The 15,383-nt window shown below is 52.0% G+C and carries 16 protein-coding genes and 1 pseudogene; 6 read left to right on the top strand and 11 right to left on the bottom strand.

Going from position 1 to position 15,383, the window contains the following annotated elements; translation table 11 throughout:
* Position 1 precedes the first annotated feature (1 nt).
* A complete protein-coding gene (locus V7773_RS02255; RefSeq protein ID WP_336072125.1) occupies positions 2-232 on the bottom strand; it encodes an AlpA family transcriptional regulator in 231 nt (76 codons plus the stop codon).
* A 110-nt stretch (positions 233-342) separates the two neighbouring features.
* On the bottom strand, positions 343-1,098 hold the full coding sequence (locus V7773_RS02250; RefSeq protein ID WP_167379482.1) for a hypothetical protein: 756 nt from the start codon (positions 1,096-1,098) through the stop codon (positions 343-345).
* Positions 1,099-1,270: 172 nt separating this feature from the next.
* On the opposite strand from V7773_RS02250, the pseudogene V7773_RS30350 reads away from it, so the two are divergent.
* Positions 1,271-1,448 (top strand): annotated as a pseudogene (locus V7773_RS30350) (TraI domain-containing protein); the annotation flags it as partial.
* Between the two features lie 42 nt (positions 1,449-1,490).
* Here V7773_RS30350 and V7773_RS02245 read toward each other — a convergent pair.
* Together V7773_RS02245 and V7773_RS02240 are read right to left on the bottom strand one after the other, a co-directional pair.
* Positions 1,491-2,807, bottom strand: a complete 1,317-nt coding sequence (locus V7773_RS02245) for an MFS transporter (protein WP_336072122.1) — start codon at positions 2,805-2,807, stop codon at positions 1,491-1,493.
* A 46-nt stretch (positions 2,808-2,853) separates the two neighbouring features.
* Positions 2,854-4,032, bottom strand: a complete 1,179-nt coding sequence (locus V7773_RS02240) for a M20 aminoacylase family protein (RefSeq protein WP_336072314.1) — start codon at positions 4,030-4,032, stop codon at positions 2,854-2,856.
* A 289-nt stretch (positions 4,033-4,321) separates the two neighbouring features.
* Here V7773_RS02240 and V7773_RS02235 point away from each other — a divergent pair, with 289 nt between their 5' ends.
* A complete protein-coding gene (locus V7773_RS02235) occupies positions 4,322-5,275 on the top strand; it encodes a LysR family transcriptional regulator (protein WP_336072120.1) in 954 nt (317 codons plus the stop codon).
* 34 nt (positions 5,276-5,309) lie between these two features.
* On the opposite strand, the gene V7773_RS02230 is transcribed toward V7773_RS02235, so the two are convergent.
* Together V7773_RS02230 and V7773_RS02225 are read right to left on the bottom strand one after the other, a co-directional pair.
* Positions 5,310-5,807, bottom strand: a complete 498-nt coding sequence (locus V7773_RS02230; protein ID WP_336072119.1) for a DUF2938 family protein — start codon at positions 5,805-5,807, stop codon at positions 5,310-5,312.
* Between the two features lie 93 nt (positions 5,808-5,900).
* Positions 5,901-6,530, bottom strand: coding sequence for a metalloregulator ArsR/SmtB family transcription factor (locus tag V7773_RS02225; protein WP_227778879.1), 630 nt, complete (start codon positions 6,528-6,530; stop codon positions 5,901-5,903).
* Positions 6,531-7,196: 666 nt separating this feature from the next.
* Here V7773_RS02225 and V7773_RS30345 point away from each other — a divergent pair.
* A complete protein-coding gene (locus tag V7773_RS30345) occupies positions 7,197-7,505 on the top strand; it encodes a methyl-accepting chemotaxis protein (RefSeq protein ID WP_442963439.1) in 309 nt (102 codons plus the stop codon).
* A gap of 194 nt (positions 7,506-7,699) precedes the next feature.
* Here the strand turns inward: V7773_RS30345 and V7773_RS02220 are convergent, their stop codons facing one another.
* Positions 7,700-8,716 carry an AraC family transcriptional regulator gene (locus tag V7773_RS02220; protein WP_336072118.1) on the bottom strand — a complete coding sequence of 339 codons (1,017 nt, stop codon included), beginning with the start codon at positions 8,714-8,716 and terminating at the stop codon, positions 7,700-7,702.
* 483 nt (positions 8,717-9,199) lie between these two features.
* On the opposite strand from V7773_RS02220, the gene V7773_RS30340 reads away from it, so the two are divergent.
* From V7773_RS30340 to V7773_RS02205, 3 genes are all read left to right on the top strand, one after another.
* Positions 9,200-9,322, top strand: a complete 123-nt coding sequence (locus tag V7773_RS30340; RefSeq protein WP_431480442.1) for a hypothetical protein — start codon at positions 9,200-9,202, stop codon at positions 9,320-9,322.
* 265 nt (positions 9,323-9,587) lie between these two features.
* Positions 9,588-10,343: a class II aldolase/adducin family protein gene (locus V7773_RS02210; protein WP_079443378.1), complete on the top strand. Its 756-nt coding sequence runs from the start codon at positions 9,588-9,590 to the stop codon at positions 10,341-10,343.
* Between the two features lie 111 nt (positions 10,344-10,454).
* Positions 10,455-10,751, top strand: a complete 297-nt coding sequence (locus tag V7773_RS02205; RefSeq protein ID WP_079443379.1) for an SCP2 sterol-binding domain-containing protein — start codon at positions 10,455-10,457, stop codon at positions 10,749-10,751.
* A gap of 189 nt (positions 10,752-10,940) precedes the next feature.
* Here V7773_RS02205 and V7773_RS02200 read toward each other — a convergent pair whose 3' ends face one another.
* Genes V7773_RS02200 through V7773_RS02185 form a run of 4 tightly spaced genes read right to left on the bottom strand, consistent with a single transcriptional unit; the run spans position 10,941 to position 15,382 of the window.
* On the bottom strand, positions 10,941-11,759 hold the full coding sequence (locus tag V7773_RS02200; protein ID WP_336072114.1) for an SDR family NAD(P)-dependent oxidoreductase: 819 nt from the start codon (positions 11,757-11,759) through the stop codon (positions 10,941-10,943).
* A 34-nt stretch (positions 11,760-11,793) separates the two neighbouring features.
* Entirely contained in the window at positions 11,794-12,687 is an 894-nt protein-coding gene (locus V7773_RS02195) for an SMP-30/gluconolactonase/LRE family protein (RefSeq protein WP_227778835.1), read from the bottom strand.
* A gap of 33 nt (positions 12,688-12,720) precedes the next feature.
* Positions 12,721-13,911 (bottom strand): MFS transporter, encoded by a 1,191-nt coding sequence (locus V7773_RS02190; protein WP_079443381.1) that lies wholly within the window; start codon positions 13,909-13,911, stop codon positions 12,721-12,723.
* A gap of 34 nt (positions 13,912-13,945) precedes the next feature.
* The gene (locus V7773_RS02185) at positions 13,946-15,382 is read right to left on the bottom strand and encodes a coniferyl aldehyde dehydrogenase (protein ID WP_079443382.1); all 1,437 of its coding nucleotides are present in this window, start codon (positions 15,380-15,382) and stop codon (positions 13,946-13,948) included.
* Position 15,383: the final 1 nt, after the last annotated feature.

Below are 15,383 nucleotides of genomic sequence, written 5' to 3'. Positions count from 1 at the left end.
ATCAGCTCTGCTGCGCCAAGCGCTCAGTGATCCACTGTTCGATCTCCAGCGAGTCCCAGCCTACGGCGCGCAGTCCAATGCGTTTGGCTTGAGGGAATTGACCTTCCTTCATCAAGTTGTAGATATGCGCACGCTTGAAGCCGGTTTTTCGCTCCACCTCCTCGCGTCGCATGATGTGACGATCGGACGATTGCTGTGGTTGAGCCGCGGTCGGAAGGGCTTGCGTTTGCATGGTTGTCACTCCTTGGCACCGGATGGCGCATGGTGGGAAACGACCTGAATTGAATAGCAGAAAAGTGGGGGAGTCATTGCATTGCAATCGATGGGACTGCAGTGCAATGGCTACTGTTTAGCTTGTGAAAGACTACGTCTACCTGCCGCGAATTTTTCGTCTAGTGAGCGCTTGCTCAGCCCTGCAACACCGTCATAGTGCGCGGTGATAGAGTCAACAATGGATGCTTGGCTGTCGAATATTGAATGCCGTCTTCCCGATTTAGACGATCCCAGCAAGGTATTAATAAGTGCACCAATGACATTCAGAAAGCTCACTTTGCTTTGATCACTGAGATGTTTTTTATTGTCGACCAGTATGCGTAAGCTTTCACGCTCCAGTCCTGCTTCGGCGAGTTCGGTTGTTAGAGTTTGAAGTGCCGCTTCGGTTGCTTTTAGCTGCACCTGCAGCGCATCCCTGTCCGCCTGCAATACGAGATAAGTCCCATATCGGATATATTCCTTGTCGGATAGCGCCAAGCTAAAGAGAAACGAAGGGCGCTGGTCTGGATGGTGATGAATCATCCACCACTTTAAGTCAGAATGTCTGATTGTCAGCACCCGGAGGTCAACAGGGGTACCGGATGCGACTGAGGTACCGAAGGCACCATAACGCAGCTCATGATTGCGTATAGCATCCAGAATTTTTTCAGTGTTGGAATGTAAACACGGCCACTGGGGGAATGTGACCGCAAGTAGATCAGGGCGGTCCCAGGCTGCCTCGAGTATCTGAGTTTCGAACGCCATTAAATTGCACCAGCGTATCGCTACATCAATGGGACGGTAGAACAATTTTGCATGTGGATTAAAACTATTCTGAATATCCATAGGGATAGCCTCTATTAGAGGGTAGGCCCGCCAGGTACCGAATTAATATCGATCCACGATCTAGCTTCCGTGCGGGTGATGTCCTCTGTAAAACTGAATATTAAGGGCTCGGTTCTCTATAAAAAATTTACGTGATTAGCAGTGTTCAAATTGTGTGCCCATTGAGCTTAACGATGCTCTTTGGCTCATAGCAAGACCGTCACTGATAGATCAAGAATCTTACTGCTGTCGCAGTCGATTGAGGGGATCTCTTCGCTCAAGATCGTCATGTTTGACGAACTCCAGCCCCATGGCTTGGTTGAGTTTATACCAGAAGTAAGCCTGTCTGGGTTGCACTCGTCGTTCAGGGGCTGGTACGAACTTTGTCTTTGCCAACTTTGATCTTTACTGAATTAACCAAGTGGTTTTCCAGCTGTTTCCTTAACCATCATCAACCCTGCCAGCGTAAAGCATAGGCAAAACATCACATAGATTGCTGGCGCGTTGTTGTTTTCGGTCAATCCAATGAGCCCCGTTGCAAAAAACTGAGCGAACCCTCCGAATATCGATACCCCCAAGCAATAAACAGTTGATAGCCCGGTAGCGCGAATCGTACGCGGGAATAGTTCAGTAATCATCACAACCGTAGGCACAATGATGAATACCAACAGTATGGAACTCAGTACCGAAACTGCTAGCAGCGTCCCTAAGGTCGGATATTGGTTCATTAGCATAAAAGAAGGATAGATTAGTACCATCATCGGGATGCTGCCCAACACAATAGTGCGTCGGCGACCGATACGATCACTGAGCCGGCCGACCCAAATTGACAGGCATATCTGGACCAGCGCGCCTAGACAAGAGGCCCCGGTACCCATCGCCAGGGGTAAATGCAGCACAGTAACGGTGTAGCTGGTCATGTAATCCAGAACGGTATAGGCAGAGGCAGTGCTGCCAATCACCAGCATCACTCCGGCCAACAGCATGCGTCGATAACGGGTAAATATCAGGCGAATACCGGGTACTGCTGCGTCAGCCTGCGGCAAAGCAACAGCGGTTTCCTCAAGATGGCGACGAATATAAATCCCAACAGGTATCACTAGGATGCCAAGTAAAAATGGTAGGCGCCAACCCCAACTCTCCAGAGCTTCAACCGGCAGAAAAACGCTAAGGGCCAAAGCAACTAGGGCGCCGAGAAGGAAGCTCAAAGCTTGGCTAAATAACTGCCAGCTAGCATAAAAGCCACGATTGTGATCGTCGGCGTACTCCATCAGCATCGCCGTGGAGGCACCTACTTCGCCGCCGATAGCAAATCCCTGTATCAGTCGCGCCAGCACAATCATGATGGGAGCAGCAACACCGATTTGAGCAAAGGTGGGAGTAACAGCAAACATGAACGCTCCCAACGCCATCAGCATCAATGTTAAAATCATAGCTGGTTTTCGACCGACCCGATCAGCATAGGAGCCAAGTATCAGGCCGCCAATCGGACGCATAACAAAACCAACTCCGAAGGTGGCTAGAGCTAGCAACAATTGGCCAAGGGTATCTTCTACCGGGAAAAACTGACGACCAATTAATGTGGCAAAAAAACTGTAGACAGTGAAATCATAAAACTCAAGACCAGAGCCAATCGTGATTGCGGCAATCGCGCGCGCGCGGACCGGGTGCCGGGCACTAACATAAACAGCGGATTCAGTACCAACTGATCGGGGGATAGACACGGACATAGGATGGGCTCCTAGCAGTAGTGGGTAGAGTTAAACTTGGTGAAAATCAGACTAAGAAGCTTTCAACCAAACGTACCCAGTAGCTGGCGCCGATTCCCAGGCAGCTATCGTTAAAGTCATAGCCAGGGTTATGCACCATGCATTCACCCTGCCCATCACCATTGCCCATGAATAAGTAACTGCCAGGGCAATGTTGTAGCATCACAGCAAAGTCCTCGCTTCCTGCAATCGGCGCCATATCGGGAATTAGCCCTTCCTCCCCCAGCCAATCAACGGCCACTTGACGAGCGAAGGCCGTGCTGTCGATATCGTTGATTAGAGGCGGAAAGTGCTCGCCGTCGTGAACCTCGACACTGGCACTCGCGCCGAAACTCGCTGCTTGAGATTGCGCAACGGTGATAATACGACTGATCAATTGATCGCGTACTTCCAACTTCAGTGCACGTACGCTCAATTGCAGCACTGCATGATCGGGGATGACATTGGGCGCGTCACCCGCATGGAACGAACCAACTGTGACCACTGCGGTGTCGAGTGGATCGACATTGCGCGACACGATGCTCTGCAACGCCATCACGATGGCCGCACCGGCCAGTACCGGATCAGTTGCCTTGTGCGGAATACCACCGTGCCCCCCGACACCTTCGATGCGAATGGTCACGGTATCGCTTGACGCTAGGAACGGGCCGGCTCGGAAGCCGAACTTTCCCGCAGGCAGCCCGGGCATATTGTGCATCGCGAACAATGCATCGCAAGGAAACAGCTCCAGTAGCCCGTCATTCAGCATTCGCTGGGCGCCGCCATCACCTTCTTCGGCTGGTTGAAAGATCACCACCAGCGAACCATCAAACTGTCGGCTACTAGCTAAATATTTCGCTGCTGCCAAAAGCATCGCAGTATGACCATCGTGACCACACGCATGCATCACGCCTTCGTGGCGGCTGGAATATGGCAATCCAGTCTGCTCTAAGATAGGTAGCGCATCCATATCGGCACGCAAGCCAATCATCTTACGACCTTTGCCATGACTCAAACATCCCACGACACCCGTTTCTCCAAGGCCGCGCCGCACCTCAAAGCCCCACTCATGCAGCTTACTCGCTACCAAATCAGACGTTGCAAACTCCTTGAAGCCCAACTCCGGATGGGAATGGATATGTCTGCGCAGTGCTATCATCTCGTCTTCAATCGCGCGGATTCCGGGTAGCACGGGCTGATAGGTCATCTTCTTCACCATATTATTGTCAATAGTTGCCGTAATAGGCAGTTAATGGCGTGTTGACTCGCATTCTCAGGCGGTCAAGGGCTCCTTCATGAGCGTATTCAATATGTACGCATTTCGGCAGTCTCAAAAAATGGTTGCTGAAAACCTATGGTTTACACCTAGAATACAAATTCGGAAGTAGCATACGAGCTGTTGCCTAACTTATTACGGCATAGCAGCAGCTTGCCGACAGAGGTAAAAATCGTATGACTGTAAACTCTAATTGTGGAAGCAAGGATAGGGGCGATCGATGAAACTGAATCAGTTACGCGCACTGGTGATGACCGCCGACTGTGGAAGCATCCGTGCGGCCGCGCGTAAGCTAGCGGTATCTCAGACGGCAGTGGCCAAGGCACTGCGAGAATTAGAGGAGCATTTACAACTACCGTTATTGGTTCGAAATGCCAGTGGTGTAGTGTTAACTCCTTACGGTCAATCACTACTGCAGCATGCTCGGCAGATGCTTTGTCAACTTGAGCGCGCGCGCCTAGAGCTTTCGCACCTGAGCAACAATGCCGAAGGTCAATTGCGCCTGGGGATCTCGCCTTGGATGGGCCTGACCCTTCTTCCTGAAGTTGTCACCCTGTTCCGCGAACGGATGCCAAGAGTGCGCTTGGAAATCTTCGAGGGGTTGATGGCCGTGGCGTTGCCCCGACTGCGCGACGGTACGATGGAGTTTGCAGTTGGCTTGGTCTCTGCATCGCTACCACGTCCGGAATTTGTTAGCGACCCTTTGTTTGCCTACCAGATGAGTGTGGTTGCCCGTCACGATCATCCTCTGCGAGCCAGCCGTTCCATCCATGAGCTTCTCGAGCAGGATTGGGTTGTCAACTACCCGGACGCAAGCCATGATGTTCTGATGACTGAAATATTCTGGCAACATGGCGCGCATATCGATGTTCAGCGGATTCAAAGAGTGCAATCGGTCCAACTAACGCTATCATTAGTTGCGCAGACCGATATGCTCAGCTACTTTCCACGACCAATACTCACCGTCCCGATGTTTAGCGATCGAGTTCAATGTCTGGAGTTGATCGAGACCAATGAGAAAGATATCATCGGAATCGTTACCCCACGCAACGCCCAGCTGGGTGTGGCAGCGCAGTGCTTCGTCGACTGCCTGACACAGGTGATTCGCCGGCGTGCCCGCTCGGCGAATATGGAGGATGTCCGGCTTTTTGATACGCTGGACCTATTGATCTAACTATATGCACTGCATACCGTGATACGGTGTTCCTTTAGTTAACTGACCAGATTTTAGATGTAACAAGTGCTACTAAATACAACCCCATCCCGAATATTCCGTGCCCCACGAACTGAATCACTCGAATATAAGTGGAGTTTGGCATGTTCGCACTTGCAATTCCCCCCCCCATTGCCGGAGACATCAAGAACCAGCCAGCCAAAATTGTGACAAAGCCGACGATAAGGGCAGGAAATAAAGTAGGACGGCGGGCCCAGTCCATACCCCAGATTGCGATCAGTATAGCTGCATAAATAATCCCAATCAGATAATGCATTGTCCAGCCAACCGCATTTTCCGCCGGCATCTCAGCCGCCGCGCTAATGTCGATATGGATGAATTGACCTTTCGTCATGTGGCTAAACCATCTGCCTGGCATAGCCCAATTTGGATTGGGTAGCGCCAAGATAAATGCAACTAGCCTTCCCCATATATCGTAAATAGCAGTAGCACCAACCCCAATTGCAATGCTACGCAACATAAACTCAATCATTTATCGCTCCCCTTTAATTTTGACTACTTCCACGCCACAAATAAATAAAACCAACTAGTACAAGTTTATCGATAGCAGTCTCCAGCAACTTAATTATGGCATGGGAGCCACGGCCAAACCTGCAATCGTCCATTCAGCCAGGTCGCTGTCTAAGCGACGTGCCCTGAATCCAAACGCCTGCAGCGCCGCCACTGCCTCAAAGGACAGGATGCAATGAGCGCCGCGGCAGTAGGCAATGATTTCTCGACCTGATTCAAACTTACCAAGATGGGTTTGAAGGTCACTCAGAGGTATGTTTATAGCTCCTGCGATGTGGCCAGTCGCATACTCGTTTTCGGGCCGTACATCTATCACGGTAACCAAGCCTTCACGCAGCCTTGCTACAAGTTCATCTCGAGAAATTGGCTCCAGGAGTTCCTGTGCACGCAAATAATCAGAACGCAGCTGACCAATAATTGACGCATGCCGCTCACGTACGGCGCGCAAGACTGTTACCAGCGCGCTGTATTCTGTAATGCTGCTGAGACTGTAAAAAATCTGCTTACCACGGCGCTCCGGATCGACGAAACCGCTGCGGCGCAGGATCTGCAAATGCCGGGATGTATTAGACATCGTTAGACCTGTTCGCCTGGCCAGCTCATCCACACTCAAAGGGCCGCCTCGCAGTAGTTCTAGCAGTTGCAATCGATGCGCATGTGCAAGCGCATTCGCGCATTCGGCCAAGGCACCTGTGTCAGAAGATGTAGAATACAATGTTAATACCCTTGATCATTTGCGCATTTGATTGATTGTATAAACATCTCTCAAGAAATACAAGGTGGGGTGCCTTCATATTGCTCCATTCGTCGATCGCGTCCGTCCGAGCGTTATTTCGACAAAGACAAACATTTCCGTCCCCCAAAAAAAACCGAGGTGTTATCTGTAATTGAACTTCGGGCTCTTATAAAACTTGTCCTCTTCAAACCTACTCGCGCACTGTGACGTCTTGATGGCTGAGTGGTTTACAGTCACTAGAGAGAATGTTGGTGTGACACATTTTATTTGCTAAAGTGCCCGAGAAGATGAGTTGGTTGCTAGAAAGTAATTAACTTAATATTTGCTCTGTGCCTGCGATTAAATAGCTGAAAAATATGCTGAAACTAACGAGTTGTGAATGGCTTGCCATGTGCAACTCACCGAGCGCTATCCTATCGTGATGCGCAGAGTGTCCGTTTAAATCCAGGAGTAGCCGTTTATACTACCCAAACGAGGCCTCCCAACAAGTGTATCAACAGACCGTGATCGGCGGGAGCAGTGTGCGTCACGCATCCGAGCGTATAACACCTTCTTGGCGTACAACCTTGCAGAAATCCGTAGAGGCATTCTAGGTCTATGCAATGAAAACAGTCCATCGGCCAAATCCTTGGCATCATCCGAGCCGTCGGCGAGCAAATCACTCTACTGGCACTGAACGCTGCGATCGAATTGGCGCGGGCGGGTGAACAAGGACATAGTTCTGCGTTAGTGGGAGAGGAAGTCCGCGGTCTGGCCCTGCGAACTCAGGCCGCCACCCTGCAATTTGAAGGTCTGATAACTGGCTTCAAAGATATAGTCCGCCACTGCACATTAGGAACAAACGACTGTTGTAATGACAGCCGGCACACCGTCGAAGTGATCAGGAGGCGTTGGCGGTCTTTGCCGAAATCGCCACTGAGGTGAACACAATTAAACAGATGAGTCTAAGTATAGCGAGTGCCACTCAGGAGCAGAGTCGCCAATCGACTGATACCCGTTAGGCAAAATCCTCTATCCCTATCTACGTAAGCAAGATTTGATATGAGTTTAGATCAGCCCTCAACATCGCCCCTAAAGGTTGGGATTCGGGTGGGCTTTTTCGTTGCGATCAGAGTATGTCATTCGGCTTGCCGTGGGCCATGCCCCGTCCATCGTTTGAAAGCCCTCCGAAAATTATGGGCATCACTGAAACCTACTTCATAGGCCACTTCGTCAATAGTCATACGCGGGTTGTTTAGTAATATGAGCGCGCGATTCATGCGGATCTGATCCAGTATATTTTGGTAAGACTGCCCCTGGTCTGCCAAGCGTCGTCGTAAGGTTCTGTCACTCATGCACAACTGTGCTGCGACAGCCGCGAGGGCTGGCGTCTGGCGAAGATCACGACGGATGATTCGTTCTATAGATTCGATAAACTCATCCTCCGTCGATTGGTGGGCAATGGTCATTTGTAGAAACGCCAAGGCCTGACGATGACTGAGTGGATCGTAAGTGGCAATCCGCTTGTCAGCCCAACGTGCTTCACAGGTAAACAGGTTTTCCTTCTGCTCATAGCGTATTGGACATCTAAATACCTGATCATAATGAGCTGCGTAGGGAGGTTTCGAGTAATTTAAATTGATAGAGGTAGGGTTGAAGGTATCTCCCACCAGAGTACGCACCAAGTTCAGAAAAATACCGAAGGTTTCTTCGATCAGAAATGTTTGGATATCAGGTTCGTGGAACATACTATTTGCACGAATTGACATGTATTTTTCGCTATCGACTCGGTCAAGTTGCAGAAGAGTACCAGCATGACTCTGCATTTTTAGGCCTAGGTTAATTGCTTCATCGAGTGTCGGACTGGTAAGCATTGCGTATCCCACTAGTCCAATTGAACCAATGGTTTCATTGGTTCCTATATCAAGCCCCAATCCGCGATCTCGACCCTTGGTCAATTCCAAGGCCCGTCGAATCATTGACGCGGCTTGACGAAATGAAACGCGACAGTCTGGATTTGAAAGGTCACTGGTATCGAACCCTAACCCCATGCATAAGCGCGTCGGATCAATACCAAAATCCTTGCTCATTCCGGTAAGACAGCGCAAAAGATAAACATGCAAATTTGCTGTTGTATAACGAGCAGAACCATCCATCAAGCTTTCCCTTTATTTTTCTGTTTCTAAAGTCTTAGCGGTGTTTTGTCCAAATATCTACGACTTTTTGCGTCGTCTTGGTCAAGCTAAAAACAACAGGTCAGCTTCCCCGGTTGCTCGTTTTTTTGACTCGCGCTGTGGCGCCTAGTGGCCATTCCAGCCCCATTTCCGTTCCTGTATACCCTCAACAGGCTTAGCGTCGTAGCCTTAGTATTGATTCACCACGTTCCATAACAGAAACCTGCTTGACAGGTCTTCTAGAGAAAATAGCCATGTAGTCAAAGACCTCTGTTTGCGTTCGTATCGCTGGTATTAGCCGGTTAACTGCCTCAGTGGGCTTGCTCTGGCCTGCGACGATGAATCCAACCCTGTTCCGTTCGATGCCAAAGCTACCAGCGTGATACCAATGGATAAAGCTCTCGCGCAAAATTTACGACAACCAGTTGCAAAGCCTGTCATGCCAATCCTGCCTCCGGTGCGCCGCTGGTAGGCGATGCCAAGGCTTGGGCGCCTAGGATGCCCAAGGTGTCGACACTCTGCTGGATCATTAAAGGCTATAAGAGCATGCCGCCGATGGGTCTTTGCGTGCAGTGCTTGGAAGAATAGTTCTTGGCGCTGACTGCTTTCATGTCCAGTAAAAAATTCCAATAACACCACCGGGGGTAATTTGTATGACTATGGGTCTTTCACGCCGTCAGCTGTTTCAGCGTGCTGCTGTGGCGGATGTCTTCGTAGCTGTAATCGATGCTGACCCGAAATGACTCTCGGCTGTCCGTTTGAGCGACAGGGAAGCCTTTGGTCTCGTTTTATGCTTACCGCGTAGAACTTACGTGAACAGCACAATAAGAACCGAAATGGTAAGGAGATTCAAATGGACATGCCTTCGCTGAAGGAGGAGGTAAGTGAGCAAGAGTGGCAGCTGCGATGCGATTTGGCGGCATGCTATCGATTGGTTGCTTTGTATGGTTGGACGGATCTGGTGTTCACTCACATTAGTGCTCGTGTCCCGGGGCCAGATCACCATTTCTTGATCAATCCCTATGGGCTTCTTTTTGAAGAAGTCACGGCTTCTTCCTTGGTGCTGGTAGATCAGGAGGGCAACCAGGTTCGTGAGTCTGGATTTAATGTGAATCGCGCGGGTTTTGTGATTCACAGTGCCGTTCATGCCCTGCGTACCGACGTTCAGTGCGTGCTGCATACTCACACTCGGGCAGGTGTGGCTGTCAGTGCCCAGCGGGCAGGCCTGCTGGCCGTGTCGCAGCAGGCTTCGTTCGTGCTCACCGGCCTCGGCTATCACGATTACGAAGGCGTTGCTCTGCATGACGACGAGAAGCCGCGACTTCAGGACGATCTGGGACTGCACAGTTTCCTGATGTTGCGCAACCATGGGCTGCTCACTGTCGGCCGAACCATCGCAGACGCATTTCTGGCGATGTACATGTTTGAAAGCGCGTGCCAGATCCAGGTTTCTGCCCAGGCAGGTGGCGATTTGCTCTCGATTGATCCGCAGATTCTTAAGGGCGTGGCTGACGCGGCCCGTGTGCAAACTGAGGGGTTGGGTGGCGCCTTTGTCTGGCCGGCACTGTTGCGCAAGCTAGATCGTCTGGATACCAGCTACAAGAACTAATTTGCTCTTTTGCATGAAGTGCAATTCAAACAGCCGGACTTACGTCCGTAGAATTATATTCATTCCTCCCGACCGTCCTCGGCTGGGAACATCTCATATTGGAGTTTCAAGATGGAATACCTCACTGAAGTCACCGAAAAGTTCAAATCATCTATCACCAGCGGTCCTACTCCTGGTAGCAGTCTGAAAGTCAATCTCAAGGATATAGGGTTCATTTCCGTTTCGGGTACGACCGTGACGAACGATGATATCGACGCCGACACGACCATTGTCATTTCGCGCAAGGATTTCGAAAGCTTAGTCGCTGGTAAGTTGAACGCGCCAGTGGCGTTCATGCAGGGTAAAATCAAGATCAAGGGCGATCCGGGCGCTGCATTACAATGGCTGCCGGTGTTTCAGCGAGGTTGATGGTTGATAGTTAGCCGAAGCCATGACGATTGTTATCGTTATGGCTTGCGAGCGGGCCAGCTCAGTAAAGGTGGAAAGCTGCAGCTTCAATAGTTAGCATCATGACGATCGAGTGGATGGCATTGAGTCCTCCCTGGCTTTCGTCATCTCGAGGGGGAAGTCCTTGTCAAGGGCTTCCCTTTTTGGAGTTTAAAGGGGAGCTTCTGCTCGCCTTGCCTGTAAAGCCTGCTTGCCAATTTGTTCCATGGTGTCGAACAGATTGCGCATTTTCTTCGGGTCGGTGCCCAGCATTCTAATCGCGCGGGCTTGTTCGGGTGGCATAAACACTTCTACGGCTTTTTTCTTGATGGCCTTGAACAGTGTTTCGGCGACGAACTCGGGTGTGACCGAGTCGGTAGCAAAGGCAAATGACGAGGCGTCATCTTGTGCTTCCTGTTCCAGCATCGGGGTTTCCGTTGAGGTTGGGTGAAGGATGGTGAAGTTCACAGGCCCGTGACGTTCCTCCAGAGCGAGCGCATGGTGAAAAGCTCGCAGCGCCTGTTTCGAAGCTCCATAACTGGCGATGCCGGGGAACGGCATGAATGCAGTCATGCTGCATACCGTCACGATGTGGCCGTGGCCTTGCTCGGTAAAATGCTTAAGTGTCGCCAGGGTGCCGGTGAGGGGGCCCATGAAGTTGGTGTTGAGTGTCCGCTGGTGTTGTTCCAGAGAGACGTCCCGGGCGTAACCGGGGCAAACGATGGCCGCATTGTTGATGAGAATGTCGAGCTGACCAAACTGCTTAAGGGTTGCGTCGATAGCTTGCTCCCATTGTTTAGCCGAACAGATATCCAGCCCAATGGCGCGGGCCTTTTCACCTAGAGAGGTGGCTAACGCGCTGGCCCCTTTAAAGTTGATGTCCGCCAGCATCACGCTGTAGCCCAATGAAATCGCATGTTTTGCACTTGCGGCGCCAATACCGCTGGCGGCGCCGGTCAGCAAGATAACCTGTGGTTTTTTATTCTTCATAGTGTTGTTCCTGTCGCTACCACAAGTGGATAGATCAGTTGGAGGGGAATGAAGCGGGTTGTCCGAATTTGCAGATCGGGACGCCTTGAACGTCGATGTAGCAAGAGAGCAATGTCCCTGCTTGTTCCTGGTCGTCTACTTCCACCGTGAGTGAAGTGACGAAAAGGGTACGGCCATCGATACCGCCGAAACAGGGCATGGTGGTGCCGATCACGGGCATTTGGAGGCTGCGCAGCAATTCGCCCTGAGGAGAAATCTGGTTGATCATTCCTCGGTAAATTCCCGCGCTCCAGTAGTTTCCTTCAATATCCACCGTGCCACCGTCAGGCCAACCGGTTTGTTCGTAGTCGAGTGAGATCAGCACCCGAGGATTTGAAATCTCGCCACTGACGGGGTTGAAGTCATAAGCGTTTATCGCAGCGCTGATACCGTCGGTGTGATAGAGCGTTCGGTGATCCGGGCTCCAGGCCAATCCGTTTGAGACGAACAGGTTGTCCATTACCAGAGTGGACTGGCCGTCGGGCGTCACACGGTAGAGCGCACCTGTGGTGTTGATGCTGTTCTGGTCCATGCTGCCGACCCAGAAGCAGCCGTCGGGACCAACCTTGCCATCGTTAAGGCGATTGTCCGGACGGTCGGGTTCCGGATTGACCAGGAACTGAAGCTCATGGGTCTTCGGATCGAATAGATGCACACCAGACTTGAGGCCCGCGATGATCCGGTTATCGTGGGTCAGACCGATGCAACCAATCGGAGAGGGCATATCAAAGCGCGTTAGTTCGTGGGTAATCGGATCGAAACTGAAAAGAGCCGGTGCATCGATATCGACGAACCACAGCACTTGACGTGCGACGTCCCAGAGCGGGCTTTCTCCCAATTTGAAAGGCACATCGGTGCAGACGGTAATCGAGGGTTCTATGGTGTTCACGGATCAATCTTCCTGATGGAGTAAGAGAGTGGATCAGCCGGGTATTTTTTGAGTCAGTGCGTGTGTCTCCTGGGTACTGCTGCCGCGCAGTGACAGCCAGACAAAGGGCAGCGCAAGTGCGATACCCAGGCCTAGTCCGTAGGAGAACGGGACGCCACCAAATTGAGCGAAGAGCGATCCGGCCACTGCGGTGCCGACACCGGCACCGACGAACGTCACGACAACACCCCATGCTACAAGTGAGCCATCGGGATCGACTTCGGAAAGCAGCCCCGTCATGAACGGAATGATCACGAAGAAAGAGCAGTTGAGCGCCAGCTGGCTCAGGAAATACGCCCAGCCGTCGGTGACGCGAAAGAACCAGATAATCGAACCTATCAAGCCTAGCTGTGCGAGCCAGATGATTGCCAGTCGATGCGTGTGACTGACGCGCAGTGAAGGGATGATTGCGCCGGCGAATCCCAGCAGAGAGGACACCGACAGTAGGATGCCAATCATGGAGGGCGAAAGCCCTACGTGGTTTCCAACGATGCCCGAGACCGCCCATTGGGACGCCTGAATGCCATAGACTAATCCAGTGACTGTCCATATGGTCAGCACCAGGCGAATCGGCACGCGTTTGCAAGAGCGAGATTGAACCGATTGACTGGTAAACCGGTCAATTCCTCGGATCGCAGGAGCCGCCAGCACTGCGACGCCGAGTAGAAGCAGGAACAGCCAGCGCCCCAACCAGCTCTCAGGCAGATACGAAATGGCCACCAGAATGCTGCCGTTGATAGCCCCCGCGAGCAGATTGATTTTACCCCAGAGTTGGTCGGCCGAGACACGCTGGGAGATGCCAGCAGCGACGATGACGAACAGAATGCCTTCGCAAATACCAGTCAAACCGCGGGCAAGACCAATAGCTGTGATGGTTGTGGCCAGTGCGCTAAGAGTTTGACCGCAGATGGTCCCGACGAGGGCAATCAGAGTGTAACTGCGCGCCGCTCGGGCAATCCAGCGCGGCATAAAGGCACAACTGAGGGCCACCCCGAGTATTTCCACGCCGGCAATTTGCGTTGCGATGCTCTCGTCGAGCTGAAATTGCAACATGACAGCGGCGACCAGGAAGGGTGTTAAAACAAGCCCGCTCGTGGCCAGAGAGTAGGCGAGGGCCAGTCTTATAACCTCACTTGAACTTAGCTCAGGACGCATGGATGGCGTTGCAGCTAGAGCTGATTTCATCGATTCACCTTGCTTGTTGTAATGGGTGGACGTATTACTTTCCGAGCATCAGGCGTGTGATGAAACGGGTCATTTTTCCGTAGGGGGCCGCGATGCGGTGGGACATGTTGAAACGACTCAGTTTGAATACGCCGCGGGCATGGGACATCTGCACGAAGCCATCGTAGCCGTGATAGGCCCCTGTGCCGCTTTCGCCTACTCCCCCGAATGGCAAATCCTCCTGCGTGGCATGCAGCATCGTCCCATTGATGGTCACGCCGCCGGAACGGGTTTGGTCAAGAACCTGTTCAATAGCCTCCCCTTTATGAGAGAAGCAGTAGAGCGCTAATGGCTTGGGCCGATCGTTAATCAGTTCAATGGCCTCATCAAGAGTGTCATAACCGATAACTGGCAGGATTGGTCCGAAGATTTCCTCGCGCATGACGGTGGTTTCCAAAGAGACGTTGGTCAGGATCGTTGGCGGAATCTTTCGCTCCTGAGCCGCACCCTCATTGCTCAGTTGCCAGACCTTGGCGCCCAAAAACGAGGCTTGCTCGATCATGTCATCCAGACGCTCGTAGTGGCGTAGGGAAATGATCGAGGTGTAGTCCTTGTTGGTACTGATGCTCGGATATAGCGTTTTGGCCGCGTCGAGCAAGGCCGCTGCGAATGTCTCGGTCAGGTCGTTGGGAACCAGTACGTAGTCCGGAGCAACGCATGTTTGGCCGGCGTTGAAGAATTTGCCAATGGCGATAATCCTCGCGGCTTTCTTCAAGGAGTAATCGCGACAGAACACGACTGGCGATTTTCCCCCTAGCTCGAGAGTGACAGGGGTTAAGTTGAGTGCGGCAGCAGCCATCACCTGACGGCCGATCCTTGTCGAACCGGTGAACAGCAAATGATCGAAGGGTAAAGTGCTCAAGTGCGCGGCTACTTCTGGACCTCCCGTAACGACGGCGACCAGGTCCTCGGGAAAGCTCGCCCTGACCAGGTCTCTCAATAGGTCCGCAGTGCGGGGCGTAAGTTCAGCCGGTTTGATAATGACGCGGTTGCCTGCCGCCAACGCTTCGATTAGCGGGACCAACGTCAGCGTCAGGGGGTAGTTCCAGGGTGCCATGATGCCGACGACCCCCAGAGGCTGATAGACAACCTCGGCACTCGCAGGTTTGAAGGCGATGCCAACCTTGCGTTTGTGTGGTCGCATCCACGCTTTGAGATGAGCCCGCACATACTTGATGCTGTTCAGGATGGGCATGAGTTCGCCCAGTTCGGTTTCGCTGAACGACCGGTTGCCGAAGTCCATGGAGATCGTTTCCAGAAACCTCTGACGGTTGCTCTTGACCATCTGCTCCAATTTATTAAGCGCGTTAATACGTTGCTTGTAGGAGGGCGCGCCATTGACACGCACGGCTTCTTGCTGAGCGTTGAAGATTGACTGCAGTTCGTTGGCTGGGTCGAGTAACGTTGTAACTGAATTTGCGGGCTGGTTCATT

It is taken from the genome of Pseudomonas sp. 3JA, assembly GCF_036961705.1.
Classification (GTDB): Bacteria; Pseudomonadota; Gammaproteobacteria; order Pseudomonadales; family Pseudomonadaceae; genus Aquipseudomonas; species Aquipseudomonas fluorescens_Q.
This window is presented reverse-complemented; position numbering and strand designations above follow the sequence as displayed.